This is a genomic window from Rania fehmarnensis, from assembly GCF_056494185.1.
Map to the genome: position 1 here is coordinate 3,230,405 of NZ_CM151398.1, position 26,032 is coordinate 3,256,436.

Annotated in this window: 21 protein-coding genes and 1 tRNA gene; 17 read left to right on the forward strand and 5 right to left on the reverse strand. The window is 55.4% G+C overall.

Annotation, left to right across the window (positions count from 1 at the left end; all coding sequences use genetic code 11):
* Positions 1-58: 58 nt before the first annotated feature.
* Positions 59-1,453 carry a glutamine synthetase beta-grasp domain-containing protein gene (locus SH573x_RS10920; RefSeq protein WP_479354950.1) on the forward strand — a complete coding sequence of 465 codons (1,395 nt, stop codon included), beginning with the start codon at positions 59-61 and terminating at the stop codon, positions 1,451-1,453.
* 140 nt (positions 1,454-1,593) lie between these two features.
* On the opposite strand, the gene SH573x_RS10925 is transcribed toward SH573x_RS10920, so the two are convergent.
* The gene (locus SH573x_RS10925; protein WP_479354952.1) at positions 1,594-4,092 is read right to left on the reverse strand and encodes a putative glycosyltransferase family protein; all 2,499 of its coding nucleotides are present in this window, start codon (positions 4,090-4,092) and stop codon (positions 1,594-1,596) included.
* A 407-nt stretch (positions 4,093-4,499) separates the two neighbouring features.
* Here SH573x_RS10925 and SH573x_RS10930 point away from each other — a divergent pair, with 407 nt between their 5' ends.
* Both SH573x_RS10930 and SH573x_RS10935 read left to right on the forward strand, forming a co-directional pair.
* On the forward strand, positions 4,500-5,594 hold the full coding sequence (locus SH573x_RS10930) for a TlpA disulfide reductase family protein (protein WP_479354954.1): 1,095 nt from the start codon (positions 4,500-4,502) through the stop codon (positions 5,592-5,594).
* 27 nt (positions 5,595-5,621) lie between these two features.
* On the forward strand, positions 5,622-7,388 hold the full coding sequence (locus tag SH573x_RS10935; RefSeq protein ID WP_479354956.1) for a TlpA family protein disulfide reductase: 1,767 nt from the start codon (positions 5,622-5,624) through the stop codon (positions 7,386-7,388).
* A 350-nt stretch (positions 7,389-7,738) separates the two neighbouring features.
* Here SH573x_RS10935 and hisG read toward each other — a convergent pair whose 3' ends face one another.
* Both hisG and hisE read right to left on the reverse strand, forming a co-directional pair.
* Positions 7,739-8,593, reverse strand: coding sequence for an ATP phosphoribosyltransferase (hisG, locus tag SH573x_RS10940; RefSeq protein WP_479354958.1), 855 nt, complete (start codon positions 8,591-8,593; stop codon positions 7,739-7,741).
* Positions 8,590-8,964, reverse strand: a complete 375-nt coding sequence (hisE, locus tag SH573x_RS10945; RefSeq protein WP_479354960.1) for a phosphoribosyl-ATP diphosphatase — start codon at positions 8,962-8,964, stop codon at positions 8,590-8,592. The genes hisG and hisE overlap by 4 nt, the downstream gene beginning before the upstream one ends.
* 302 nt (positions 8,965-9,266) lie before the next feature.
* Between hisE and SH573x_RS10950 the strand changes: the two genes are divergently transcribed.
* The 7 genes from SH573x_RS10950 to SH573x_RS10980 all read left to right on the forward strand — a co-directional run bounded on the left by SH573x_RS10950 (position 9,267) and on the right by SH573x_RS10980 (position 15,999).
* Positions 9,267-9,339, forward strand: a tRNA-Gly gene (locus SH573x_RS10950).
* A gap of 93 nt (positions 9,340-9,432) precedes the next feature.
* Complete coding sequence (gene tig / locus SH573x_RS10955) at positions 9,433-10,932, forward strand: trigger factor (protein WP_479354962.1); 1,500 nt, start codon at positions 9,433-9,435, stop codon at positions 10,930-10,932.
* Between the two features lie 251 nt (positions 10,933-11,183).
* Entirely contained in the window at positions 11,184-11,804 is a 621-nt protein-coding gene (locus SH573x_RS10960) for a ClpP family protease (protein ID WP_479356705.1), read from the forward strand.
* A 71-nt stretch (positions 11,805-11,875) separates the two neighbouring features.
* Positions 11,876-12,487, forward strand: a complete 612-nt coding sequence (gene clpP / locus SH573x_RS10965) for an ATP-dependent Clp endopeptidase proteolytic subunit ClpP (protein WP_479354964.1) — start codon at positions 11,876-11,878, stop codon at positions 12,485-12,487.
* A gap of 238 nt (positions 12,488-12,725) precedes the next feature.
* Positions 12,726-13,865: a DNA-processing protein DprA gene (gene dprA, locus SH573x_RS10970; protein WP_479354966.1), complete on the forward strand. Its 1,140-nt coding sequence runs from the start codon at positions 12,726-12,728 to the stop codon at positions 13,863-13,865.
* 20 nt (positions 13,866-13,885) lie between these two features.
* On the forward strand, positions 13,886-14,242 hold the full coding sequence (locus SH573x_RS10975) for an amidohydrolase (RefSeq protein ID WP_479354968.1): 357 nt from the start codon (positions 13,886-13,888) through the stop codon (positions 14,240-14,242).
* Complete coding sequence (locus SH573x_RS10980) at positions 14,230-15,999, forward strand: adenylate/guanylate cyclase domain-containing protein (RefSeq protein WP_479354969.1); 1,770 nt, start codon at positions 14,230-14,232, stop codon at positions 15,997-15,999. Before SH573x_RS10975 ends, SH573x_RS10980 begins: the two co-directional genes overlap by 13 nt.
* Positions 16,000-16,156: 157 nt before the next feature.
* On the opposite strand, the gene SH573x_RS10985 is transcribed toward SH573x_RS10980, so the two are convergent.
* Both SH573x_RS10985 and SH573x_RS10990 read right to left on the reverse strand, forming a co-directional pair.
* Entirely contained in the window at positions 16,157-17,362 is a 1,206-nt protein-coding gene (locus SH573x_RS10985; RefSeq protein ID WP_479354971.1) for a tetratricopeptide repeat protein, read from the reverse strand.
* Positions 17,363-17,834: 472 nt separating this feature from the next.
* Positions 17,835-18,347, reverse strand: a complete 513-nt coding sequence (locus tag SH573x_RS10990) for a GNAT family N-acetyltransferase (RefSeq protein ID WP_479354972.1) — start codon at positions 18,345-18,347, stop codon at positions 17,835-17,837.
* A 152-nt stretch (positions 18,348-18,499) separates the two neighbouring features.
* Between SH573x_RS10990 and SH573x_RS10995 the strand changes: the two genes are divergently transcribed.
* The 7 genes from SH573x_RS10995 (at position 18,500) to SH573x_RS11025 (ending at position 25,921) form a co-directional block, all read left to right on the forward strand.
* Positions 18,500-18,973 carry a hypothetical protein gene (locus SH573x_RS10995; protein WP_479354974.1) on the forward strand — a complete coding sequence of 158 codons (474 nt, stop codon included), beginning with the start codon at positions 18,500-18,502 and terminating at the stop codon, positions 18,971-18,973.
* 17 nt (positions 18,974-18,990) lie between these two features.
* Positions 18,991-19,503 carry a hypothetical protein gene (locus SH573x_RS11000; protein WP_479354976.1) on the forward strand — a complete coding sequence of 171 codons (513 nt, stop codon included), beginning with the start codon at positions 18,991-18,993 and terminating at the stop codon, positions 19,501-19,503.
* Between the two features lie 344 nt (positions 19,504-19,847).
* Positions 19,848-20,354: a translation initiation factor IF-3 gene (infC, locus tag SH573x_RS11005; RefSeq protein ID WP_479356707.1), complete on the forward strand. Its 507-nt coding sequence runs from the start codon at positions 19,848-19,850 to the stop codon at positions 20,352-20,354.
* Positions 20,355-20,484: 130 nt separating this feature from the next.
* Positions 20,485-21,948 (forward strand): MFS transporter, encoded by a 1,464-nt coding sequence (locus SH573x_RS11010; protein ID WP_479354977.1) that lies wholly within the window; start codon positions 20,485-20,487, stop codon positions 21,946-21,948.
* Between the two features lie 248 nt (positions 21,949-22,196).
* Positions 22,197-23,351, forward strand: a complete 1,155-nt coding sequence (locus tag SH573x_RS11015) for a BBP7 family outer membrane beta-barrel protein (RefSeq protein WP_479354979.1) — start codon at positions 22,197-22,199, stop codon at positions 23,349-23,351.
* Positions 23,352-23,558: 207 nt separating this feature from the next.
* Positions 23,559-24,308, forward strand: coding sequence for a HEAT repeat domain-containing protein (locus tag SH573x_RS11020; protein ID WP_479354980.1), 750 nt, complete (start codon positions 23,559-23,561; stop codon positions 24,306-24,308).
* 110 nt (positions 24,309-24,418) lie between these two features.
* Complete coding sequence (locus tag SH573x_RS11025; RefSeq protein WP_479354982.1) at positions 24,419-25,921, forward strand: hypothetical protein; 1,503 nt, start codon at positions 24,419-24,421, stop codon at positions 25,919-25,921.
* Positions 25,922-26,032: the final 111 nt, after the last annotated feature.

Here is a 26,032-nt window from a genome sequence, read left to right on the forward strand (position 1 = left end):
GCCAGGCAGTGCCTCAATGGCCGGCTCTTAACTTTTGCAGATCTTGAAAGCATAGCCCATGGCCAATTCGCCCCAAGAGGTTCTGGTTGAATGTCGACAACATGATGTCAAGGTCGTCGCCCTGCACGTTACTGATTCGTTGGGCAAATGGCATCAACTGAGCATCCCGATTGCACGCTTGACCGAAGAAGCATTCGAAGATGGATTTGCCTGGTGGTTGCCGCACCTGGCCACGCGGCGCGGCGAAGTGGCTGATGTATTGTTGTTGCCGCAACCTGCGACCGCGTTCATCGCTCCCTTTGCAGAAACGCCCACGCTCTCCATTCTGTGTTCGATGAATGATCCGCTAACTCGCGAAGAATTGCCGGGCGATCCACGTACTATCGCCATCAAGGCAGAGAAGTTTGCCAGAGATAGTGGCGTCGCCGACGAAGTCTTGATCGGACTGGGCATTGAGTTCTTCCTGTTGGCAGGCGGCCCCAAAAAGTCGCGACGCGGTGGTTATCGTCGGATGGTCGATGAAGCTCGCGATCTGAGTTTTGAGACTGATCGCGGTACCAGTTTCAATCACGGCGAGTTATTGGACGACGACTTTCGCAGCCAAGTGATGCAGGCGCTGGGCGACTGTGGAGTGGCCGTCGCATCCCATCGTCAGCCCGGTAGCGATCGAGCCAAGTCGCGTTTGGAACTGAGCGAGAGTGGACTTGTCGCCAGCGCCGATAATGTGATGATCACCAAACACCTGGTGCGGCAATTGGCTGCACGGTGGGGCAAGTCGGCTACGTTTATGCCCCTGCCGGAAGCTGGTAGAGAACCAGCCACCATGCCGACTCAGCTGGGCCTGATGCTCGGCGGCGACTGTGCGCTATCGGGCTCTGGTTACGCCGGCATGAGCGAAGTCGGCTTACATGCCATCGGTGGAATACTGAAACATACCAAGTCGATAGTGGCGCTGACCAATTCGACCACCTGCAGCTACTCACGCTTTGGACTGGCGCCGATGTCATCATGTGCCAGCGGAACAGGCCGGCCGCAGATCGCGTATTCCCAGAGCGACCTGCGGGCGGCGATTCGCATTCCCAGTCATCGCATAAGCAAGCACAAATGTGTTGAGTTCCAATTGCCCGACGCTATCTGCAATCCTTACCTGGCCTTCGCCGCTCTACTGATGGCCGCCGTCGACGGAGTGCAAAACAAGATCCATCCCGGTCCAGCCTTGGATCCTGATCCTTATGGCACCGATGAATCGTCAGCAGTCGACCATCAACCCGTACCCTCGAGTTTTTCAGCCAGCCTGGCCGCTTTGGAAGAAGATGGCGAGTTCTTGTTGCGCGGTGATGTGGTTTCGCCGGAGTTTCTGCAGTCGTGGATTGCACATAAACGCTTGATCGATATCGAAGCTCTCAGGCATCAACCGCACCCGCACGAAGTGGCCGCGTACTTCGAGGCGTAAGATAACTGCCCGTGTGCGGCATAGGCTTCCAGCCTGAGTGTGGCATAGGCTTCCAGCCTGTGTATAGCGGATCTCGCCAGAGATTGGAATGCGTTGCGGTAGTTCATCCAAAGTCTGGCGACTTCGGCTACGAATGTAGCCTAGCCTGAATTCGGCAAAGGCCTTTCGCGGAGCGAAAGGAGACAAAATGCACAGGTAATTACGCTCACTAGCAGTCCAATTGTTACGCCTGGGGCTCTGTAGAGCAGAGTGATCTGCCACTGGCCGGGCGGAACGTGCAACGTTTGGAAGAGGCCCAAATGCGAAGCGTGGGGGCGAAGCGCGATGCGCTCCGAGCCCGTTCCGCTTAAGTTGGCTTGCCACCCGCCGTCTTGATACAAACGCACAACCAGGTCGGATGCCTCAGCGCACTGTACATTCAGTTCGATGCGATCGCTTTGAAAATACTTTATATGTAAAGTATTGGCTGAGCTCGTGTTTTGCCAATTGATCAATTTTTCTGAGGACGCGACCGCTTGCAGCGACAGCCCTGGAGTTGCATGTGCAGCCCGAACCAGGCGATGGCTGATACCTAACCAGGCCAGCGCCGCTTCCAAGTTTGGGTCGGAGGCCTGCAGATGATCCTGCGAAGCCAGCACACGGCGTATGCGCAAGAGCGCTTGCGGTGGTAGCGATGTCAAGGCAGAGAAGTTGGCCAGGGAGTTGAATGCGGATGTGTTGCTTTCGTGGCCCGCATGTTCTAAAAGATGAAGCTTAGCCAGGTAAAACTCGCGCTGATATTCGCACAGCGCCGTCACACGTTCAGCCTGGCCGGGCGGTAACTGAGGTAAATCTTGAGCCACGTTTGCCTGGCCAATCGGCGCCCAAAGACGTGGTAATTGATCAGCGGTGTTGAACTGAATCGCATTTGGGCTGCTGTGTCCCTGCGGTGGCGGTACAGTAACCAGCCAGCTTCTGTCGGCCATCACTAACTCCAGCGTAGTCAGCATCAGGATCGCTGGCGTCGCGGAGGATGGTGACAGCTTGCAAACGGCAATCGTTAAACTGCAAATTGTCAAACCAATCATCAACCCGCTCACGACGCAGGTAAACGCCGGAGCCACTGCCAGCTTGCCCAGCCAGGGATCCACTGGAGCAGTCGCGCTGGAGCGCTCAATCAAATCCCAGGCCCATTCAGCCCCCGTGAAGCTCACCAGGCCGAACACACTCATAATCGCCACCACGAGAGACAATCGACCAATGGTCTGGCTAACTTGGTGCCAGTTGCTCAGCGCATGCGCAGCACACATGCACAGCGCCAGCGCAAAGGGCACGCTCCACTTGGCGGGATATCGAAACGCGTGGTAGCTCGGTACCACTTCGCTCAACAGCCAGTACATACCCAGCGTTTCATCTCCCGGTAAACTGGCGGCCCACTGGTGCTGGCCAATCATTAACAGGAAGTTGCGGCACAACCACATCGGTGCGTAATTGCCTAGCATGGCGGTACCAGACAAGATGGCCAGCGCCCACCAAAACCAGGTTCGGCTCCGCAGCGGTCGATGAAAAAGAGTTGCCATGGCCAGTAGCCAAGTGGGCAGTCCAATCGTGAGCGAAGGAACCCACATCAGTGGCTCAGCTGCCCAGAGCGAGAAGATACGCGTGTACTCCGGCATGACGAATCCGGCTAGTCGACCCCAAACGAGAGTCACCAGGTGCCAGGGCGCCACGCTATACGCATAACGCGAACCTCGCGGCAATGAGGGAAACAATCCCTGTTGGCTCTCAGGTGCGATGGCTGGCCGCAAGAGTTCGGGCACTTGATCTCGTTCCATGGCCGCGGATGTTAGACATGCTGCGACCGAGGGTGGCGTAGTGGTGGCGTGCTGCACCAGGTACCAACTGGGCAGCCACTGCACGGCCGTTAGTCCAACAACGACGAACACAGCGAGCACAAATTGTTGGGCGCTGCGAACACAATCCTGCCAACGGCGACTGCTGACCAGCGCATGCGCCACAGCCAGGCAGGTGATCAGTCCTATATGTACGGTCGTTTGTGGATCTCCGCCCAGGAGTGCAAGGCTGCTGGAGGTGATCCATATCGACCAGCGCACACGGGGTGCAGCCTCCGAGCGTTTATTGCCTTGCGACAGCACCCAGCATTCGGCCACAGCCCAGGGCAACCAGGCGGCGCCAACTAAAAAAATTGGGTTGGTGTGCTGAAAAAAAACAGGGCCCGACAAACTGTAGGCTACTCCTGCCAGCAAGCATGCGTGTCGGTTGAGTCCACTGCGCTGAGCAGCATAAATGGCTCCCACACCACCGATGGCCAAATGGACCAACAAGTAGAGGCCCAGCCGAGTGGCCACGCTGATCCCCGGCACCCATAGTAATACTCGTCCAGGGTAAAACAGGGCCGTGGATGCCTCACCAATCAAGTTGACGCCGGTACCGTCCAGTGGATTGTATTGAGGAAAATAGTTACCCAGCGTCGCTTGGTGATCCAGCCATACTAGTAGTGGATAATAGAAATGAAACGCATCGCGGAACGCAGGCACACGACCGGTCAGTAAAGGCCAAATCACGATCAGCAGCACTGCCATCAACCCGCTGCAGGCTACAGCCCAAGGAATGTATCGGCTGCGCCAGTATTCGGACATGCCCAACCTTTTGGTAAACTAAAGCCCAATCTCTTGTGGCATAGGCTTCCCGCCTGTGTACTGCTGTGGCATAGGCTTCTAGCCTGTGTTCGCTCGTAGCGGAAGCCGTCAAGGCTTTCGTCATTTTGAGGTAACGCTCGAAATGCTTGACGCATTCCGCTACAAGTTTTTTGTTTGCCCACCTTCCGGATCGTGTAGCATAAAGGATAACCTTACGAGGCACAGGCCTGGATGCGTTTGCCACAGAAGAACACAGGCTGGAAGCCTATGCCACAGAAGGACACAGGCTGGAAGCCTATGCCACAGCAGGACACAGGCTGGAAGCCTATGCCACAGAACAACACAGGCTGGAAGCCTATGCCACAGAACAACACAGGCTGGAAGCCTATGCCACATTCGAGACTGAGATGTACATGATACTGAATCGCCCACATTTATCCTGGAACTGCTTGGTACTGACACTGGCATTGTCATTGGTGGCCAGCGGTAGCCTATTGGCTCAAGCACAACCCCAGGCACCAGCACAATCTCAGGCGAAAGCACCAGCCGCGGCTCAGGCCAAGCCTGCGGCCGACGTGCCGCCGCCGCCCAACTTGTCGATTCCGGCTGGGGCGGACAAAGAAGCCATATTGAAAGTTATTGCGACGGCCAAAGGATTTCGGCCGCGCAGTGCGACCGAATACAGGTTGCAGCAAACAGCCATTCGCGATGCTTCCAATTTGTTGCTCAAGCAGATCGAGAACAAAGAAGACCCGGTGCGCATGCAAGCAGAATTGGATGCGATGGCTTGCAATGCCGCGTTGATGGTCAGCGAGTCCGATGACGCGCGCGACAAAGTGTTCGAGAAGATCATGACCTATCTGAAGAGTCGCAAGCAATTGACGCTCTCGGATATTCAGACGGGGATAATCGTGTCGACCTACCTCGAATTGCAACCGCGCAAACAACCGGCTCACGATGTTTACGCCCTGATGGCCGAACTGCTTAAAGACGACGAGCGCGAAGAGATGCAGGCTTTGCGCGTGGATTTGAGTTCGCGAGCCCGGCGCTTGGAGATGTTGGGTAACAAATTAGAACTGGTTGCCGAGTCGATCGATGGAAAGCCTGTGCGCACTGAGGATTTTGAAGGCAAGTTTGTGATTGTCGACTTCTTTGCTTCTTGGTGCAAACCCTGCATCGATGAAGTGCCACGCCTCAAGAAACACTACGAAAAGCACCACGATAAAGGCTTGGAGATCGTGGCCATTAGCCTCGATGACGACCGGGCGGCGCTCGACAAGTATTTGGGAGATGCCAAACTGCCCTGGGCTGTTATTCATGATTCAGCCGCCGAACTGGAAGATAAACTGCAGTCGAAATTTGGTATCGCATCACTGCCCACCGTGTTGCTGTTGAATAAGGAAGGCGTCGTCGTCTCATTAGAAGCCCGCGGCGCGGAACTCGATCGATTGATGGATCGATTGTTCGAAATGCCCACCCCTGCCGAACCCGAAGCCAAGTAAAGTATGCACCAACGAAGGGAGTCTGAAATGGAATCAATTGCTCAGCCAACGCGGGTCATCCGCTGCGCGATGATCGGTATCGTCTTCTTGGCCGCTTGCAATCGCGCCGAACCCGAAAAGAAGGCTTCGGCGACAACTGACAAGGAGAAGCTAGTTCAGGCAACTCCGGCCAGCGGAGAGTCGCAGCCTGCGGCAGGTGGCGGTGCACCAACGAGCTCGCCGGCCAACTCAACAACTGGTTCACCAGTAGCGGAAACTGCGATTTTGCCGCCCGGACCGTCGGCAATTTCTCCGCCGGTATCAGAAGCTAACCAAGCTGCCGAAGTTGCTTCCGTGGCGGCTCAGAAACCTGGTGTGACGATCGAAAATGTTCCCAATCTTGACGCTTCGACCGACTCAGCCTTGGATGCTTCTCTCGAGTCTCGTTTGGGTGAGCGAGGTTTTCTGAAGCTGCAGCTGCCCGATGCAGTCGTAACGGCGCCTCCGTTGTTGGCTTTTTTGGGAGATTGCGATCGGGCAGTGCAAGAGTTGGCGCTCGTGCAGCAGACGGTCAAATTGAAAGACGAAGAGTTCGTCAAGTTAGCTAAACGCATCAGCGAACTGAAACTATTGGCCGGCAAACGCTTGAGAGCTGCGGCCGATGCGACGGTCGCGCAGCGCAACCTGGCGATCAAAGTTCAGGTCGAGGCTCTCTCGCAGCTCTCTGGTTTGGGCGATGTTCAAGCTGCTCAAACACTGCAGCAAGTGGCTAATGAACTCGTAACTTCTTCCGACCCTAAACTCGTTCATCAAGGTCGATTGGTGTTGATGGGGTTTAGGCTGAATCAGCTGCAAGCTGGTGTCATCAAAGATCCGCAGGCCATTGTTGACGAGATCGATCAGGTGTTGGCATCAAGCGAACTTTCGCTGGTGGAGTTCTTGGCCGTTCAGCAGTGCTCGGTTATCTGTAGTCAGCTGGGTTATGCCGAGGCGGCGGCTGGTATTGATCAGCGATTGGTGCGCGCCTTTCGTGGTTCCAGCGATCCTGATGTAGCCATGCGCGCCTGGGCCATCGAAGTGAATAAGTCTCCTCAGTTGGTCGCATATCACGAAGCCTGCATCGCCGTTCATGAAGGGCAAGAGAGCGATGAAAGCAAAGTCGCCACGACGGCCAGCGCCTTGTTTGATGCTTTTCCCTCGGCCAATACGCTTGCCTACTTTCTACGCATGATTGGCGATATGGAATATCGCGGACGCGTCACTGCCGCCAGTAAACTGGCCGACTTGGTCGCTAGTAAGAAAACTCAAGCCGAAGCGAGCCCCTGGAAAAGCGATATCGAAGCAGTCCTTGCTGGGCACGCACGGCGGATGGATTTAATCGGCAAACCGATTCAGCTAGAAGAACTGATAGGCTTTGATGATGTGCCACTGGACTGGGCCAGCTACCGAGGCAAAGTTGTATTGGTGTATTGCTGGTCGAGTTTGGACTTGCCCAGTTTAAACATGCAGACCTACATCAAAGACTTGCGAAGCACGATCACCGGTCCCAGCTTTGAAATTATCGGCATCAATATAGACGACAACCTGACGACTTCGAACTTGCAGAAAGCCGAGTTGACGCAAGGCAACTACGGCCGCTTGGTCCACAGCAGCAATCCAGCGGCCAGCGGCTTTAATTCAGCCGCCGCCAAGGAGCTGGGAGTCAAACCGCCTCTGCCGCACTTCATGGTGCTAGTCGATAAAGCAGGCGTAGTCCGCGCGATTCATCCCACCTTCGACAAGCTTCCCGAAATGGTGGCTGAGTTGATGAAGTAACTTCGCCTTGGAGTGCTGCGGCGCAGCCCTTGGAGTGCTGCGGCGCAGCCGTAGCTTTGATGTAAGCGTGGTCTGTTCCGCAGCCTGCACGAACTAGGTTACTCCAAACATTCAGAGCGACTCAGGCTGCGGCATAAGACTTCGCTTACATCAAAGCGGTGCCAGGTGTCACCGCACTCCAAAGGTGACTCCTTGGAGTGCTGCGGCGCAGCCGTAGCTTTGATGTAAGCGGACTGTCCCGCAGCCTGCTCGAACTAAGTTACTCCAAACATTCAGAGCGACTCAGGCTGCGACTGGAGACGTCGCTTACATCAAAGCGGTGCTAGGTGGCACCGCACTCCAAAGGTCGCTTACAGGCGGCAGTTGCGGATGCTGGTTTCCAGGATGGCCGATGCGCCGATGGCTTCGAGTTGTTCCATGGCGGGGATGATGTCCTTGCTGCGGACCATGACGCGGACTGCGCACCAGGCGGAGTCTTCCAGTTCCGAGATCGTCGGTGACTTAAAGCCCGGTGTGATTGCTTCGGCTTGGGCCAAGCGGTCTTTGGGAACGTTGTATTCCAGCAGCGAATAGTCGCGGGCGATGACCACGCCTTCCAAACGCCTGAGCACGCGCTCGCATGTGGCGTCGTGACGGGTGCGTGGGTTTTGAATGAGCACAGTTTCGTAGCTGCCGATGTCGGTCAAGATGCGGAGTTGATTGGCGGCGAGCGTCGAGCCCGTTTCCACCAGGTCGACGATGGCATCGGCCACGCCCAAGCCGATCATGATTTCCACGGAGCCGGACAGGTTCACCAAATGAACTTTGGCCTGGTGCTGGGCCAAGAAATTCTCCGTGACGTTGGGAAAACTGGTAGCCACTCGGGCACCGTTCAGTTGGCTGCAATCTTTGATGGGCGAACTTTCGGGCACGCACAGGCTCAGGCGGCAGCGGCCTACACCCAGCGCCATACGGGTTTGAACATCAGCTCGGCTTTCGCATACCAAGTCGCTACCGGTGATGCCCAAGTCGATCGCACCTTCGGCGCACAGCACGGGAATGTCATCGGTGCGCAGGAAGACGATATCGATCGGCAAGCCGCTAACGCGGGCGAAGAGGGTGCGTTCTTGGCGCCGGAAATTGATGCCTGCCTGATGCAGTAGTTCGCCGGCTAGTTCGCTCAAGCGACCTTTGCTCGGTACGCCGATGCGGAGATTATCGTTCATGTTGCTTCTTTTCTGCGACGTTTCTCTTCCAGACCCGATGTGCCTTCGCGGCGTTCCAGTTCGGCTCGCAGGTCATCGGTGTGGATGCCAAAGCTACCCAAGAGGACCCACATGTGATAGAGCACATCGCCGGCTTCGTAGATCAGATGGGTGCGGGCAGCCTGAAGTTCGGATTCCGCCGCAGTGCCGCTGGCCCGCAGTTGAGCCAGATTTTCCGCGGCTTGCACGACTTCGCCGGCCTCTTCGGTGACTTTCGCCCCCATGGCAGGCACGCCACCGGTGATCAGTTTGGTGGTATAGGAGCCGATCGGCAGCTCTTGGGCTCGCTGATGAATTTGCTGCATCAAGCGGTCGAGGACGTCATCAGGCATGGTGGTCTCGCGAGTGGGAAAAAGACAACGATAGCTCAAAATGGCAAATTGCAAATCTCAAATTGCCGATCTGAAATTTGAAATTTTGAATTCGAATTCCGAAAATTGAATTTTCAATTTTCAAATCCTGCCTTGCAGTTCGGACGGCCTTTCCTATAATCCTGACGCATCGAGCCGGGACAAGCGTTAGCCAGCCTTGGCAAAAGCTTTCCTGGCTAGTATGTTATTCAGCCATGCTGACTCTCATGCGTGGCTTCAAAAGCTTCGAGCGAAGTTGCCAGTAAAGGCGTGGAACGAAAAATGCGGGTGTAGCTCAGTTGGTAGAGCACAACGTTGCCAACGTTGTTGTCGTGGGTTCGAATCCCATCACCCGCTCTTCCTTCGCTTGTCCAAGCGTCTCTTGCGGTTTGTCGCTCCCCAGGGTCAGCCAAACACAGCTCATTTTTGTTTGCATACGGAAAAGTGATTATGGCCAGCACGGAACTGGATTCGCCAGAAAATTCTGCGGAAGAAACTCCCAAGCTCCAATTCGACGTCAAGGTCAACAGCAAGTCGGCCTGCGAGCGGCATGTGGTGGTTACGATTCCACGCGCGGAAGTCGATCGCTACTTCAAAAAAGCCTACGACGAAGTGGTGCCTAAGGCTGAATTGCCAGGTTTCCGGGCTGGAAAAGCTCCGCGTAAGTTGATCGAGACCCGATTCAAGAGCGAAGTGGCCGATCAGGTGAAGCAGACGTTGGTCGTCGAGAGCCTGCAGCAGGTTACCGAAGGCGATTATTTCTCGGCTATCAGCGAGCCAGATTTTGATTACAAGGTAATCGAAGTTCCGGCGGAAGGTGATTTCGTTTACGAATTCGATATCGAAGTTCGACCAGACTTTGATACGCCCAAGTGGGAAGGTCTGGCACTGAATCGCCCCGTCTTCAACTTGTCGGACCAAGATGTCGAGCGTCAGACAGCTCGGACTTTGTCGCGATTTTCGCAAGGTGAAGCTGTCGACGGCGAGGCCCAACCCGGCGATAGCTTGACGCTGAATATCAAGTTCCTTGATGGCGATAAACTCTTCTCCCAAACCGAAGAAGAAGTGGTCACCCTCAGCAATTCGCTCTCCTTTGGTGATGCGATCATCAAGGACTTCGGTTCGCTATTGACTGGCGCCAAAGAAGGTGACAAACGCGAAACGACGATCACCATTTCGGATTCCGCGCCCAATCCAGCCCATCGCGGCAAGAGTTTGCGAGCCGAATTTGAAGTGGTTGAAGTTCGTCGAGTACAAATCGATGATTTGACCGAACAGACGCTGGATGAGCTGGGCTTTGAGACGCCAGACGAGCTGCGTGGCTTCGTTCGCGAAGAGCTCGAGCGTCAGTTCGTGTATCACCAGCAGCAGATTTTGCGCAAGCAAATCGTTAGTCAGCTGACCAAGGGTGCGGACTGGGAAATGCCCGAGAGCATGGTCAATCGTCAAACCAATCGCGAATTGCAACGCATGGTTCTCGAGCTACAACGCAGTGGATTCAATCGCGATCAAATTACCCAGTATGTCAATGCTTCTCGCAACAATGCTCGTATGACGACCATTGAAGCTCTGCGTGAACACTTCGTGCTCGAGAAGATTGCTGAAGAGCAAAAGATAGAACCGAGCAGCGACGAGTACGATGCAGAAATCGAACTGTTGGCTGATCAGAGCGACATGTCAGAGCGACGCATGCGAGCTCGCTTGGAAAAGTCGGGGCAGATGGATGCTGTCCGCAATCAGATTATCGAACGCCAGGTGATCGAGAAGATTGTGGCTGCGGGCAACATCACCGATGTACCTGACTCAGAGTTCCTCAAGCGTGATCTCGAAACGGCCAGCGTTGACTTCTTGATCTCCGGTGAAGTCGCCGAGATTCCAGAAGCAGCTCACGATAACGACGCGCCGGCGATGCCTGGTGCTCCTAAGCTGCCAGAAGCCGAGAAGTCGTAGTTTAAGAATTGAAATCTAAAGTTTGAGATGGGAAATTTGAAATCTGGAATTCTCCAGAATTCAAATTTCCAGATCAAACCTCTTAATTCTGTGTGCAGCGCCATCAATTCTCTGTCAAGCGGGCTTGCCAAAACGCCGCGTTTGGCCAACACTGCGCACTAGAGAGTCATTCGTGGCTTACACGAATCTTTACCCTGAATCAGTAGAAGGAGCGCGCGTTGGATTCTCGGCTGCCCCCATTTGATCAATCGATCAATTCAATCAATTCCATTAGCAACTCTTACGCGTATCAGAGTTATCAGCGTCAGCGTCAGTTGACCCTCGGTGACTTGCTGCTCGAAAACCGCATTGTGTTTTTGCAGGGCGAGATTCACACTGGCAATGCTAATGAAGTGGTGATGAAGCTGCTGTATTTGCAGAGCGAAAATCGCCGCAAAGACGTGCATTTTTATCTCAACAGCCCTGGTGGCGATGTCGTGGCGACGCTGGCCATTTACGACACGATGCAGATGATGTCCTGCCCAGTGGCGACTTACTGCGTCGGCCAGGCGGCCAGTGGTGCTGCGGTCTTGCTGGCCGGTGGCACCAAGGGCAAGCGTTATTGTTTGCCTAACAGTCGCGTGATGGTGCATCAACCTGCCGGCGGTGTATCGGGTCAAATCTCGGATATTGAAATTCAAGCCAACGAGATCCTGCGTTATCGCGACCTGCTCAACCACATTCTGGCCAAGCACACGGGCCAAACTGTCGAGCAGATTGCCAAAGATGCTGATCGCGATTTCTTCCTGACGGCCGAAGCCGCTAAGGAGTATGGGTTGGTCGACCAACTGCTGACCAAGCAAGTCGCTGAAGAAGAAGATAAAGACGAGTAGGTCGCGCAAGTCGATTTGTCGAAGTTGACACTTCCCGAGCATCACATACAGCCAGAACGGATTGAAAGAGAATGCCCACGATTCCGTATGTCATTGAGAAGAATGGACGCGAAGAGCGTGTCTACGATATCTACTCGCGTCTGTTGAAAGACCGCATTATTTTCTTGGGTTCGCAGGTCGATGACGAAGTCGCCAACGCCCTAGTGGCTCAGATGTTGTTCCTGCAGTCGGACGACCCCAAGGCCGATATCCACTTGTATATCAATTCGCCCGGCGGCAGCGTGAGCGCGGGACTGGCAATTTACGACACGATGCAATTTGTGTCGTGCGATGTGGCGACGTATTGCATTGGTCAAGCCGCTTCGATGGGCGCTGTGCTGTTGGCTGCAGGCGCTGCCGGCAAGCGTTATGCCCTGCCCAACGCCCGCATCATGATTCACCAACCGCTGGCCGGCATGCAAGGCACCGCGGAAGAAATCTCGATTCATGCTCGCGAATTCAAACGCATCAAGCAAAAGTTGAACGAGATCCTCATCAAACACTCAGGCCAGTCGTTGACTCAAATCGAACGTGACACTGACCGCGATCGATTCATGTCTGCCGAAGAAGCGGTCGAATACGGCTTGATCGACAAGGCCATCGAGTCCATGCCCCGCGATGCCATGCCACCTCCGGCCACCTGATCCTCTTAGCCGAAGTCGCCAGACTTTGGACATGAACTGGTAGCCGAAGTCGCCAGACTTTGGACATGAACTGGTAGCCGAAGTCGCAAGACTTTGGATATGATGAGCATTGAAATACCTTGAATCGCGTCCAAAGTCTGGCGACTTGGGCTACACATGTAACTCGTCCAAAGTCTGGCGACTTCGGCTACTTATAAATCGTGTCCAAAGTCTGGCGACTTCGGCTACGGAAGTGTAAATGACTACAGCTACCGGCCAAACACCCTCATCGGCTATTCAGCTGGATTTGCATGATTACCTGGCGCTGGTGTTGACCACTGGCGTCGGGCCAATGACTCTCTCTGCCTTGTTGGCAAATTTCCCGTCGCCTGCGGCCGTCTTGTCCGCTTCGCCTAATGAACTGGCTGAAGTTCAAGGCATCGGTGTCGCGCTGGCTCGGCGCATTCGCTCGGACGAAGGACGGCAACTGGCGGGCCAGGTCATCGAGCATTGCCAGGCGGCAGGCATCGACATCTTGCTGCCTTCGGATTCGCGGTTCCCGCGTTTGCTGAAAGAATTGCCCGATCCGCCCAGCGTGTTGTATGTTCGCGGCGGCCTGGCAGCTGGCGATGGTCTGGCGATAGCGATCGTGGGCACGCGCGGTGCGAGTCAATATGGACGAAGCCAGGCAGAACGATTCGCGCGCGTGCTGGCGCGGGCCGGCATCACAATCGTCAGTGGTCTGGCGCGCGGAATTGACGCAGCTGCTCATCGCGGCGCGCTTGATGGAGGCGGACGGACCATTGCCGTGCTCAGTAGCGGAGTCGATGAAATCTATCCGCCCGCTCACGAGGAACTGGCTGAGCAGATTATGGGCAGCGGTGCGCTGATCAGCGAGATGCCGCCTTATTCCAAACCCAAGAAGGGCATGTTTCCGCAGCGTAACAGGATCATCAGTGGACTGTCGCTTGGGACACTGGTCGTTGAAGCAGCCGAGCGCAGCGGCGCATTGATTACGGCTCGGCATGCCGGCGAGCAAGGTCGCGAAGTGTTTGCTATTCCCGGCTTGGTGTCATCTCCCGCGGCCCGCGGCTGCCATGCCTTGATTCGCGATGGTGCGTACCTGACCCAAGATCCGGAAGATATTCTCGACCAACTCGGACCGCTGGTCGAAGGCATTCAGTTGACACCCGAAAACAATGTGCGGCATCCGCTGCAGTTGCAGTTGAACGAACAAGAGTCGCAAGTCTTGAACGCCATTGGTCTGGAACCCACGGATATCAATCAAGTTGTGGTGACCAGCGGATTGCCCGTATCGCGTGTTCTCAGTACGCTGAGCGTGCTGGAAGTGCGGCGGTTGGTCCGTCGCATTAGTGGCCAGACGGTGCAAAGATTATAACTCGATAGCTTTTAGGCGCGATGCCCACACCTCAGGAACTCATGCGGCTGATCGATGATCAGGTGACTCACATCTGGATGGTCCGCACATTTCTAAAACACTCGGACGAAGTCAAGGATGACGAAGAGCTAGCCAGCGTGCATCGCGACTTGTACGATTTTATGCTCGCGCTGGGACCATCGTTGGATACCGGTGATGCCGAAGGTTATCTCAAGCTGGCCAAGAAGAAATGGACGCTGCTGCGCAAGGCGTCTGATCTATTTTCGGAGATTCAACCGGAAGTCTCTGGGCATATGAACTTTCGCATGGCCGCACAGTCGTTGGCCTTGGCTGTGGCCAGAGTTGGTCAGTACTTGGAATCACCATGCCCGACTTGATCGCCCAAGGACCTCGTCCACAAGATCGATGGCGCCGGCCGCTGACAAGCAGTCAAGCGGAATCGGTGCTTGGTCGAAGTGCCGAGCAGTGGACAGTGCCATGGGATGACCGCATTTCGCGTAAACATGCTTTTTTGCGATGGAATGGCAAGTCGCTGGAAGTGCGCCGCATTTTCGATGCGCGCAACGCGATCTTCTATCGAGGTCAGCAGCGTGATCAGTTCCAGGTCCAAATCGGCGAGCACTTTGTTATCGGTCAAACAACTTTTACGATCGTCGATCAACCGGTTCAGTTCTCGCAGTTGAATGTGCCTGCCTTTTCCGAACAGACGTACTCGGCCCATTTGCTGCGGCAGAGTCGGTATCGCGATGCCGATCGACGCATTGAAGTGCTGGGCCGCGTACCTGAAATCATTGCGGGCAGTAGCAGCGACGAGGAGCTGTGCGCACGGATCGTCAATGTATTGTTGTTGGGAATCCCTGAAGCGTCATTTGTGGCGATTGCCAAATCTGCGGCAGACGACACGATGGAGATTCTGCATTGGGATTGTCGATCATTGACCGGCCAGCATTTCAAGCCTTCATTGCAGCTAGTGACGCGTGCCGTGCGGACCAAAGAAAGCGTGTTGCATATCTGGAATCGTTCGCAAGGCGTGGAAGCTTTTACGCAGAGTGAGAATGTGGATTGGGCGTTCTGTACGCCAGTGCTAGCGGACGCTTGTCCGAATTGGGCCATTTATGTATCGGGTGATTTTGCTGGTCCACCGACGGCTGGTGGCGTTCCGAATGAAGCTGAGCATTTGCGTGATGATTTGAAGTTCGCTGAATTGACGGCGACGACACTGGCCGCGATCAAACAGGTGCGCTCGTTGCAGCGGCGGCAAGATAGTCTGCGACCGTTCTTTGCCCCTGTCGTGCTGGAAGCTCTGGCGCAGCGCGATCCTGATGAAGTGTTAGCGCCGCGTGAAACGAATGTCTCGGTGCTCTTTTGTGACCTGCGGGGTTTTTCGCGCAACAGCGAAGACTCGGCCGATCGCTTATTGGATTTGCTGTCGCGCGTAAGTGATGCGTTGGGAGTGATGACGCATCACATTCTGCATGCGGGAGGAGTTGTTGGCGACTTTCACGGTGATGCCGCGATGGGCTTCTGGGGCTGGCCGATTGCCGAACAGCAGTCTATTCATCAAGCCTGCGCGGCAGCACTGGCGATTCGCATGGAGTTTGATCGGAGTTCCAGTGAAGTCGGCCATGCGCTGGCTGGCTTTCGCGCGGGCATTGGAATCGCATCTGGACCAGCCGTGGCTGGACGCATTGGAACGATTGACCAGGTCAAGGTGACGGTGTTTGGACCAGTGGTCAATCTGGCGTCGCGTTTGGAAGGCATGACCAAACAGTTACAAGCGTCGATCTTGATCGACGAGCCGACTGCCCAGTGGATTCGACAAAACGTGCCGCGATCGCAACTGCGCGTGCGCCGTGTCGCTAAAGTGCGACCTTATGGTATGCAGACGGCGCTGACCGTCAGCGAACTGTTGCCGCCTGCCGAACTGGATGGTGGACTGACCGACGCGCATATTGAAACTTACGAAACAGCGCTCGATCACTTCCTGGCCGGACAATGGCCGGAGGCATTTCGTTACTTGCATCAAGTTCCCGCCGAAGACCAGGTGAAAGACTTTCTGACAGTCTACATCGCTCAGCATCGCCGTACTCCGCCAGCCGATTGGGCTGGCGTAATTGAGTTGCCCGCCAAGTAATCCGTAGCCGAAGTCGCCAGACTTTGGACGAATCACCTGGGCGTTTTCCAATCTCTGGCGAGAATCGGCTACGGGGACATCTGGTAGCCGAAGTCGCCAGACTTTGGACGAATCACCAGGACGCATTCCAATCTCTGGCGAAAATCGGCTACGGGGTTCAAAGGGCCCAGGGTTGTAGGATCCACTGACGCCAGGTCCAGCCTGGTGGCTTGGTAAATGGGATGGCTGTCCACCATGGGGCGTCTTCAGGATCTGGAGCCGTGGATGGCTTGATAGGACGCAGAGCTTCTTTGGCCGGATCGGGAAAGGCCCAACCACTTTCGGGAGTTGGTAGTCCCATGGCCGTGTGGTAGTCGCGTTGATGCTGGTCCAGCCAGACTAACGTTTCGGCTCGACGCTTGCGCATGGTCAATGGGCTCATCGTGGCCAGTGTTTCTTTGGCGGCAGGAAAATCTTCGCGGGCTGCTTGCGCTAGGGCCAGGTTATGTTTAGCGGCGTTGCTCCACGGGTAGCGTGTTCGGGCAATGGTCCATTCGGTTTCTGCCTGGTCCCATCGTCCCATGCGGGCGTAACCATTGCCGCGCCGAATCTGACCGGCACCGGGTTGCAGCCAGGGCAGCGCGATGACCACGTCTTCTTTTTCTAAATAGGGCGTTACGGCTTGCCAGGTTTGGCGAGCGCTGGCTGCAATGACGCGATCGCGACCGAGCGGATAGGCATACTGCAGATCTGGATGTTCGCGATCGACTTCGAAGCGATCGATGGCCAGCGTTTGATTGCCGATCATTTGACCACTGTTAACATCGAACAGTCGCCAAGCGATGGCGACTCTTTCGGGCTTTTGCAATGAACCTGGACCGAGGAAGGGAATAGTCGGTGGATTGAAGCGTGCGATTTCGGCTGGCAGTTTCTCATCGGTCGATGTGGTACCGAGATCATCTTGGACGACTTCGCCCATCATCAGCAGTTGGGCTTGTGCGTGTCGGGCTGCCAGGATCGCCGTCATATCCCCGGTCAGAGGCGCGGTCGAGGCCAGGCGAACCGGTGACGCATTCAAGAGGTCGTTGGTAGCCAACATCTGCAGTTCAGGCTGTGCCGGCGGCAGTTGAGCCCGCAAGGCATCTTCAAGCTCGCGGCCAAGAGCCGGACTGGCCACGATGGGGGCGAAGGCGACTCGAGTGGCTCCAGCGGCAGCCAGTCGCGGAGGATGCAGAACACGTATCGGAGCAGACATGGCACAGCCGGTTGTCGCCGCCACGGTGATCAGAAAAGCCCAAACCATCCACCTGCGCAGCAGCAGTCGCTGTCGCGTGGTAGAGCGGGTCGTAAGGGCTTGAATGAGTGAAGGCACTCGGCAATGCATGCAAAAATGGGAGCAGGTTTGGAAGCGGACAATCCACCAGCTATGTCCCTACCAAACCGCAACCCCTAGCGTCAAGCTCGCCGCACTTCGTAGCCGATCTCGCTCGTAGAGCGGCTGTCCCCAACCGCTCAGCACCCGCTGAGCATGCATCATCAAACCACTGGTCAGACGACACCCGCTCTACGACCGGGGACAGACCCCGGGGTTGATTTGCTGGCATTGGACGATTGTCCCGCGTGCGCGTGCTCTGTCCCCGGGTGTGACGGGGACAGACGTTGGGTGTGAGGCGACATGTGTTAGAGGGTGCCGAGCGGCTGAGGACAGCCGCTCTACGACCGGGGACAGACCCCGGGTCATTTCGTGGCAGCGATATGTTGCCAAGCACAAAAGACCACACGCGAATCGGGCTGCGGTTGGAGTTTGGTCCAAACTCTGGCGAGTTCGGCTACAGACCAAACATTGGCGAGTTCGGCTACGGCCTGCGCCAACGCAGGATGCGTTCATCGTCGGCGTGGTTGCCGACCCAAAACTGGTAGGAGCCGACGGGCGCAAAGCCATAGCGGCGATAAAAGGACAGGGCACGGTGATTCTCGGACCAGCAGCTAATGTACAGCTCTTCTGCGTTTTGACTTTCGGCCCACTCCAAGAACAATTTCATGAGGGCGTCCGCCACACCCGTGCCGTGAAAGTCGCTGTGAACATACAGTTGCTTCAGCTCCAGAGCCACTCCCGGGCCAGGCTCGATCGGCAAGCCGAGTGGGCCCATTTTGCAAAAGCCAATCCAGCGATCATTCTGAAGCGCCACCCAGATCTTTCTGCCTGCCGCCAAATCCTGGGCAATAGAAGTTGGCGAAAATGCTTTTTGCAAGAAGACTTCCAGGTCCTCTCGTGCGTATAGATAACCAAAGGTGGCCACGAACAGTTCGCGTCCAAGCGTCTCGAACTGTGAGAATTCGTCGATTTTCAGCGGTCTGTACTGGATCATTGGTGAGTATAGTCTCCTTTCGCTCCGCGAAAGGCAGGTTCCTTTTGCGGAGCAAAAGGAGACACTTGGCGACGTTGCCTTTTCTGGCGCGGGCGGAGACAATAAGATACACATTGTGTCCTGATGTGGTTCAAGCTTTTAGGGAGATCGAGATGCTGGTTAGCCGTATTGTGCGTGCGGGTGCTTCGTGGTGCAGCCTTAGCCTGCTGTCTTGTGGTCTGTTGCTGGGAGTAACTGGTTGCGATGCTCCGAAACCTGCCGCTCCTCCAGCAGGACAAGCCGGTGAACACGGCCATGATCATGACGACTTACCGATGGGCAACTACGCCGAGTCGGTTGGCTCGCTGCGAAAATTGCATGACGAAATCAAGACCGCTTTCGAAGCTGGCAAGCCCGATGACGGCCACCACGCCCTTCATGACATCGGGCATGTGCTCGAAGCCATCGAAAAACAAGCTTCGACGGTAGCGGCCGACAAGCAAGAAGGCGTCAAAGCAGCCACCAAAGCGTTGCTGGATGGATACGGTGCGATCGATGGTGCTATGCACGAGAACAAAGAAGTCAATTATGCTGACACCGGTGCCGACCTGGCCAAACATGTCGAAACACTTGAAGCAGCCAAGTAAGAATGCTGGAGAATATCATGCAACGGTGGCTATGCGTTTTCTCGATGTTGGCAATAGCTGGCATTGTGGTTACCGGTTGCGATTCAGCTCCAACCATTTCACCTGCAGTCCAAGAGGCTCGCGCGACCTATGTGCTCAGCGAGCCTCCCAGTGATCCCATGTTGATCACCGACGCCCGCAAACTACCGCCTAATAGCCCGCTGGTTATCGCCGGCCGGCTGGGCGTGGCTGGTCAGCCGACTTGGGAAAGTGGCAAAGCCATGTTTGCGGTGACCGATGCTCATCCGTCGATTGCTAGCCACACGCATGCGCATGGCGACGATGAGAGCGACTGTGTCTTCTGTAAACGCAGCAAAAATGAGCGGTTGGCGATGGTGCAGATCGTCAATTCCGCCGGTGAAGTGCTGCCGATCGACGGCCAGGCTTTACTGGGAGTCGCCGAAGGGCGCGAAGTCATCATCCGCGGCACCGGTGAAGTCAATTCGCTGGATATGCTTGTGATCAACGCCGACGGCATTTACATCAAATAACCGGCCGGCGGTCGACTGCGGATCTCCTTAGTTGCCAAGAGCTTGGGCAACAACTTGGGGCAGGTCCTGGTGCCTGGTTTGCGTTTTCTGCGGTTAGTCAAGAGTATTAGCTTGACTTTCAAGTCGATTTTATGAGATACTTTGTGCGCTCAAACCACCTTAACCGTTATGTGTGTTAGAGTTTACTGCCCTTAGGCTATGCTTGCTCGCTATGTTTGCTCGCTATGCCTGCTTGGGGGGTACGAACTCCAGCATCCCCAAATTCTCTACCGTTTGGCATCAGGTCTGCTATTCGTAGAGCGACTTTTTTGTATCGACCTGGTTCAGCATGAAAGGACAAAGCAATCGACCGCAATCAGACCAGAGTGAACAATCAGATTCGAATCCCCCAAGTCCGAGTTATCAGTGATGAAGGTGAACAGCTCGGCATTCTCTCAACTGACGATGCCTTAGCCCGAGCTCGCGAAGTTGGATTGGATCTGGTTGAAGTGGCACCAACTGAAAAGCCACCGGTTTGCCGCATCATGGACTACGGCAAATACAAGTACGAGAAGAGTAAGAAGAAGCATGGACAGGGACATGCTCACCATGGCAAGACGAAAGAAATTCGTTTGCGTCCCAAGACCGGGGAACACGACATCGGTTTCAAGGTCAAGCAAGCCAAGGGTTTCTTGCAGCACAAAGACAAAGTCCAAGTGTCCGTAATATTCCGTGGACGCGAAATGGCGCACGTCGAAGAAGGTAGACGCGTCATGGAAAATGTTGTCAAGGAATTGCTCGAATTCGGAAAGCTGGAATCTTCGCCGCAGCAGCTAGGCAAGCGGATGATCTGCACCCTTGCGCCGAAGTAGAAAGCCGGACTGCCTTGGCGAGCTGGATAATTGAAAGTAAAAGACCTCCAGGTTGATCTTGATTGAGTCAAGCGAGTCGCTATTCTTTCGGCTCGCTCTGACTATCCTAATGCAAGATGTTTGACCTTTTATGTCTTTGACTGCCCCTGGGCGCGATTCGCTCGCGCCTGTCCGATCCATGCTTGCCAATCAGCCTACGGCTCGTTTCCCTCATCTGCGACGCAACCTGGCGCTCAGTACCAGTGAAGCCGGTGCTTACGGCGCAATGGTTGGTATGGGCGAGACCTACTTGCCTGCCTTTGCCCTGGCTTTGGGTATGGGTGAAGTCACCGCCGGTATCGTGGCCAGCGCACCAATGTTAGTCGGTGGAATACTCCAAACAATTTCACCCTGGGCTATCGCGCGCTTGGGTTCCTATAAAAGCTGGATCGTTATCAGCGCTGGTCTGCAAGGACTCAGTTTGATTCCTTTGGTGATCGCAGCTTTTCTAGGCAATTTATCACCCGCTGCGCTGCTGTTGATCGCATCGCTGTACTGGGCGGGCGGCCTGGCAGCTGGTCCTGCTTGGAATACTTGGATTGGTCATTTAGTTCCTGGCAAAGTGCGTTCACGCTTTTTTGCCAAGCGGACGCGCGTCAGCCAGCTGTTAACGCTGATGGGTTTTCTGTTGGGCGGACTGTGTTTGCAGTATGCCGGATCCAGTTGGGTGCTCACCGCGTTTGCCCTGATCTTTGCTTGTGCCTGCGTGTGCCGCTTTGTTTCGGTAGTACTGTTGATGGCTCATCAAGAGTCCGCCATGGCGCGTGATTTAGTTGGGCACCTCAGCGAAGTTCAACTGACCGGCGCAGGCAATCACACCAGTCCGCGCGGTATGCGCTTGATTACTTATCTGGTCGTCGTTCAAGGCATGGTCCAAATTTCGGGACCCTACTTCACGCCTTACATGCTCAAGCAATTGCATTTTGACTATGCGAGTTATGTGGCGCTAGTGGCCACCGCATTTGTCGCCAAAGCCGTATCGCTGTCCCTGTGGGGTAATGTCGCCAGTCGCCGTGGGCCTCGGTTTTTACTGTGGCTAGGTGGAATCGCGATCGTTCCCTTGGCCAGTTTATGGACGGTCAGCCAGACGTTTGCGTGGGTGATGTGTGTGCAGATTCTCAGTGGCACGTTCTGGGCCGCGTATGAGCTGGGTTTCTTTCTGATGTTCTTTGAGTCGATGCCAGTGGCGCAGCGGGCACGCATGCTGACCATCTATAACCTGGCCAACACCTTCGCCTGGTGCACCGGCAGTTTGATTGGTGGATTTGTGCTCGCGGCTTTAGGACCCAGTCTTTCGTCGTACTGGACTATATTTGCGATGTCCAGCACAGGTCGACTGGCTGCGCTAGTGCTACTGCTGCGCGTGGATCCCATTCCATTGCCGCGTCGTCCACTGGAACTGGCTTGGCGCGTGTGGGGCATGCGGCCATCGGCCGGCACGATGAGCACGCCAGTGCTAGCCACGATCGAAGCTCCAGAGGGCGACGAAACCATAGCGGCCGAGTCTGAAGCTTCGGAAGCAGTTGCCATAAAGCCGGTTGAGAAAGCCGCCTAAGTGTGGAAACAGGCGATCTGGGTTGAAAATCCCAGCTCGCTGACATGTTACTGCAATGCTATCACCAGAGGTTCTTTCCTGGTTCGCAGTGATATTTCCGATAAGGTCAACCTAATGTGACTCAACTCGGGGCAACGGATCATCCGATACTACCGGCACAACCAGAATTTTGAGTGCGCTGTGGTCCCTGTCACATGAGAGGTTGGCCCGCGCTGGGGCGATCCGTTTGGAAGCGGTGGAAGGTGATTATGTCGATGTTCAATCAAGTGTGCCGACTGGCAGCCATCCTAGCACTTGCAGCGATCCCATCCACTGCACGCGGGCAGGCATGGCACCCGTTCGCGGACCCGATGGAGTTTGATCCTGACTATCAGTTCTTGGCTCCAGTGGACGCGGACTATTTAGAGGAGCTTGCTCCTCGCAAACGAGCCAACGTCGGTTGGTTCGGTACCTACGATCGTGAATACACGCTCGTATCACGCAGCCGTCAAGAGGCTCCCAACGGCGGCGGCGACTTCACTTGGGCAAACCGTTACGAGGTCGGCCTGATGAATGAAAAAGATTCGGGCTGGCTGTTTACGATTCGCCACATGGGCGGTCCCAACATCTATGACAAGGTCTACCAGCCTCGGATCAACGAATTCAATGCTGGCGATGACAATGATGTAGCTGATCCGCTGTTCCCGTCGATCGAACGCAATGATTACTACACCGGTGAGCGATCCTATACGTTGGGCGACAGCTTGAACGTTGGTGCTTACTCGAGCTTTGAACTGAACAAGACGTTCCGGATGGAACCCTATCGTTACGGCGGTATCCTCGAGCCACTCATTGGCTTGCGATACAGCAACTTCGAGGACTATTCGTTGAATCAGTCCTACGATACCACCAACCTGCAGATTTCCGATGGTGCGGTTGCCGCGACCAATCTGACCGAAATCCTAACCACAGGTGAATGGCGAATTGAAAACCGGATGCTGGGCGGCCAGTTAGGTTTCCGATACTTCAACCATGTTGGACGCTGGACACTCTCCAGTGAGTTCCGCGCCTTTGCCATGGCCAACTACCGCCGTGAACAAATACGGATCTACAACATCACCACTCAGTATGCCGGTGTGACCGAAGGTGCTGACGTAGTAGCGGAACGGACCAGCTTCCCAACCGTGTTCAAACCCAAGAATACTTCCAGCTTTGTACCTGGCTTTGAAATTCGAGCCGAAGCCGCTTACAAGTTGACCAAGTACATTGACCTGCGAGGTGGTGTGGACTTCATCGACCTGGCTTCGAACATCCGCCGCGGTACCTTCCTGCCGGATCCACTGCAAGGTGTGACCCCGGGCCTGGCTGGCAACAACAGCGTGCAAATGACCGGCTTTACTTTTGGTGTAGCCATCAATCGCTAGTTGTCGCGGTCTGAATCAAAAAAACGCCAATCTGGCCAAGGTCGAAAGATCTGGCCAGATTTTTTTTTGATACCAATGCGATTTGAGATTTCAAATTCCGGACTTCTGATCTGCTCTGGAACTGGTTGATTCAGTTTGCTACTGTCCCAACCGGTGGTTATTAGGGAACATGCCCGTCTGGGCAAACAGAGCCGGAGAGTCATTGGGATGACTGCTAGCAGCGCGAACAACAACTGGCTGAGCCGTTCGGTTCGAGTCGGTCTGAAGTTGTCGATCATCGGCTGCTTCGGAACGTGCCTGGGCTGTGCCGACGGTCCCATGTTCCAGCTTAAAAGACTTTCGCCCTGGCACCAGCGCGAATGGCAGCGCGACCGCGAGCTAGGTCCCACGTTCGCCCAGCGGCTTGAAGAACTGCAACTGCTTAAGCGAAACATCGCCAGTTATCCACCTGAACAACAAGCCAAGTGGGCTGAGCAACTGGCGCACATCGTGACTGAGGATACCAGTCCCGAAATGCGAGCCCAGGCGGCCCGCACTCTGGCCAAGATCGAGAGCCCGGCTACGCTGCGCGCACTCAACGCCGCTTCGACCGACGAAATTGAAAAAGTGCGATTGGCCGTGTGCGAAGCGTGGGGCGTGCGCCGCGATGAACAAGCTCGCGATATGCTCCTGAGTATTGCCAAGACCGATCAGAGCGATGATGTGCGACAAGCGGCCATCGCAGCCTTGGGGCAATTCGATAGCCCCGAAGTTCGCGCACAACTGGGCGAATCACTCGAACACAAGAACCCGGCCATTCAACAACAGGCAGTAGTGTCACTGCGAAAAATTACCGGCCGTGATTTTGGTGGTGACTTCGACGCGTGGAAACGATATCTCGGTGGTGAGAATGTCACCGATCCGGAGCCAGTTAGTTTTACTGCTCGGATCATGGAATCACTGCCCTTACCCCGATAACGTAACTGAACTCGCCAGAGTCTGGACGTAGCCGAACTCGCCAGAGTTTGGACAAGGTAGCCGCGTCTTCCATCGATTACCGCAAACTTTTTGACGAGATTGACGAATTCATGAAAATGTGGCTTGGCGCGGACCGACGCTCGACTGCACGCTGGATGACCTTGGGCTTGATGGGACTGGTTTGTTTACCTGTGTTAGCCTTGGACCTGCCCGATGACAAGGGACAGAAGTCTTCGCGCAAGGGTCAGAATCAAGCGGACGCCGCATCGACGACCAAGCCAGAGCGTCTGGAATTGACCGATCCGGCCGAACCTCCAGAGCTGGAGGTTGAGTCGCCAGTGGAAAGTGGCTCTGTCAAATTAACCTCCGGCGATGACTTGAGCGATCAAGATCTGTCTATCCAGCGGCAGCAGGAAAAGGATCAAGGCGAGTGCCCAGGTTCCGAGGGTTCCAAGGTCCCGGCTACACAAAACGTCAACGACGTGCCGCTGGAGCAGGAAGAGCATCCCTTTGATGCTCCCATGGCAGAGACCGAAGAGATCACGCACGCCGACGAGGACGATGCTGCCAAGGTCAAGCCTGCTCCGGTAGCCAAGCCTGCGGCCAAACCGGCCAAGAGCGAAGCTGCATCCCGATTGGAATCGCGTCTGAACGCCTGCCTGGCTTATTACTACACGCATCCCGAAAACTTGACCAAGCGCAGCCCCTGGGCTGTCATGCACACCATTCTGCCATTTGGCGTGGAAACAGAAATTCTGGCCGGAAATCGACGTGTCAATGCGATTGGTTGGATGTGTTACAACGGCGTTTGCAAGTCGCAGCGCATGTTTCAAACGACCAAAGCAGGATTCCGCACCAACGTCGGTCCAGGCGTGCAGGGGCACGAGGGCCAATTCTTAGCCGTGCTGGCGCAATCGAGTGTGCCGCGTAATTTTCCGGTGATCGTCGGCAAGACGCGTTATACCGTCAACGACTTGATTCGCTATGAAATGGCGACCTGCCGTGAAAAATCCGAGTTGACCTTCAAGCTGATCGCCCTCTCGCACTATCTGGCTCCCAAGCAAACGTGGCGGGACGATCATGGTCATACGTGGAACTTGGAGAAACTGGTCCGCGAAGAGGTCGATCAACCCGTTGTCGGCGCGGCCTGCGGTGGTACACATCGACTGATGGGGCTGAGCTACGCCTTAATGATGCGCAAGCGTTACGAACTGCCCGTTACTGGCCATTGGGCTCGCGCGGAAGTATATCTGCAAGACTTCATCAAATATGCATGGACACTTCAAAACCCCGACGGAAGTTTCAGCACCGACTGGTTCGAAGGTCGCGGCAACCAGCCCGATATGGAACGCAAAGTCCAGACCACGGGGCACATTCTTGAATGGTTGATCTTCACCCTGCCTGCCGATCAACTGGACGATCCGCGAATCACCAAGAGCCTCGAATTCCTGCTCTCGCAGGTGTACGATCATCGCGACAAGGACTGGCCTATCGGACCTCGAGGCCACTCGTTGCGGGCGATCTCGCTCTACAACCAACGCGTCTTTGGCGCACCGACCGGCCAACTCAAATCGCACATGGCCCAGTCCGGTTTTCTGAAAGACGTGCGCTAGGTCAGCACAAGTCACGGTTTCATCGAAATCGGCCTGCGACTTAGCATTGTGCCATCGGTATGCCTGGGGTAGGATTCAGTCGGCATTCTAGTCCGACTGACCATTGAGCAC

What these genes read in the sequence shown, in the direction of transcription:
- SH573x_RS11010 (WP_479354977.1), top strand. Translation starts at nt 20,485, where the DNA reads ATGTCTTTGACTGCCCCTGGGCGCGATTCGCTCGCGCCTGTCCGATCC.
- hisG (WP_479354958.1), bottom strand. Translation starts at nt 8,593, where the DNA reads ATGAACGATAATCTCCGCATCGGCGTACCGAGCAAAGGTCGCTTGAGC.
- dprA (WP_479354966.1), top strand. Translation starts at nt 12,726, where the DNA reads ATGACTACAGCTACCGGCCAAACACCCTCATCGGCTATTCAGCTGGAT.
- SH573x_RS10935 (WP_479354956.1), top strand. Translation starts at nt 5,622, where the DNA reads ATGGAATCAATTGCTCAGCCAACGCGGGTCATCCGCTGCGCGATGATC.
- SH573x_RS10925 (WP_479354952.1), bottom strand. Translation starts at nt 4,092, where the DNA reads ATGTCCGAATACTGGCGCAGCCGATACATTCCTTGGGCTGTAGCCTGC.
- hisE (WP_479354960.1), bottom strand. Translation starts at nt 8,964, where the DNA reads ATGCCTGATGACGTCCTCGACCGCTTGATGCAGCAAATTCATCAGCGA.
- SH573x_RS11020 (WP_479354980.1), top strand. Translation starts at nt 23,559, where the DNA reads ATGACTGCTAGCAGCGCGAACAACAACTGGCTGAGCCGTTCGGTTCGA.
- SH573x_RS10980 (WP_479354969.1), top strand. Translation starts at nt 14,230, where the DNA reads ATGCCCGACTTGATCGCCCAAGGACCTCGTCCACAAGATCGATGGCGC.
- SH573x_RS10995 (WP_479354974.1), top strand. Translation starts at nt 18,500, where the DNA reads ATGCTGGTTAGCCGTATTGTGCGTGCGGGTGCTTCGTGGTGCAGCCTT.
- SH573x_RS10930 (WP_479354954.1), top strand. Translation starts at nt 4,500, where the DNA reads ATGTACATGATACTGAATCGCCCACATTTATCCTGGAACTGCTTGGTA.
- SH573x_RS11000 (WP_479354976.1), top strand. Translation starts at nt 18,991, where the DNA reads ATGCAACGGTGGCTATGCGTTTTCTCGATGTTGGCAATAGCTGGCATT.
- SH573x_RS11015 (WP_479354979.1), top strand. Translation starts at nt 22,197, where the DNA reads ATGTCGATGTTCAATCAAGTGTGCCGACTGGCAGCCATCCTAGCACTT.
- SH573x_RS10920 (WP_479354950.1), top strand. Translation starts at nt 59, where the DNA reads ATGGCCAATTCGCCCCAAGAGGTTCTGGTTGAATGTCGACAACATGAT.
- SH573x_RS10990 (WP_479354972.1), bottom strand. Translation starts at nt 18,347, where the DNA reads ATGATCCAGTACAGACCGCTGAAAATCGACGAATTCTCACAGTTCGAG.
- SH573x_RS11025 (WP_479354982.1), top strand. Translation starts at nt 24,419, where the DNA reads ATGAAAATGTGGCTTGGCGCGGACCGACGCTCGACTGCACGCTGGATG.
- clpP (WP_479354964.1), top strand. Translation starts at nt 11,876, where the DNA reads ATGCCCACGATTCCGTATGTCATTGAGAAGAATGGACGCGAAGAGCGT.
- SH573x_RS10985 (WP_479354971.1), bottom strand. Translation starts at nt 17,362, where the DNA reads ATGCATTGCCGAGTGCCTTCACTCATTCAAGCCCTTACGACCCGCTCT.
- SH573x_RS10975 (WP_479354968.1), top strand. Translation starts at nt 13,886, where the DNA reads ATGCCCACACCTCAGGAACTCATGCGGCTGATCGATGATCAGGTGACT.
- tig (WP_479354962.1), top strand. Translation starts at nt 9,433, where the DNA reads ATGGCCAGCACGGAACTGGATTCGCCAGAAAATTCTGCGGAAGAAACT.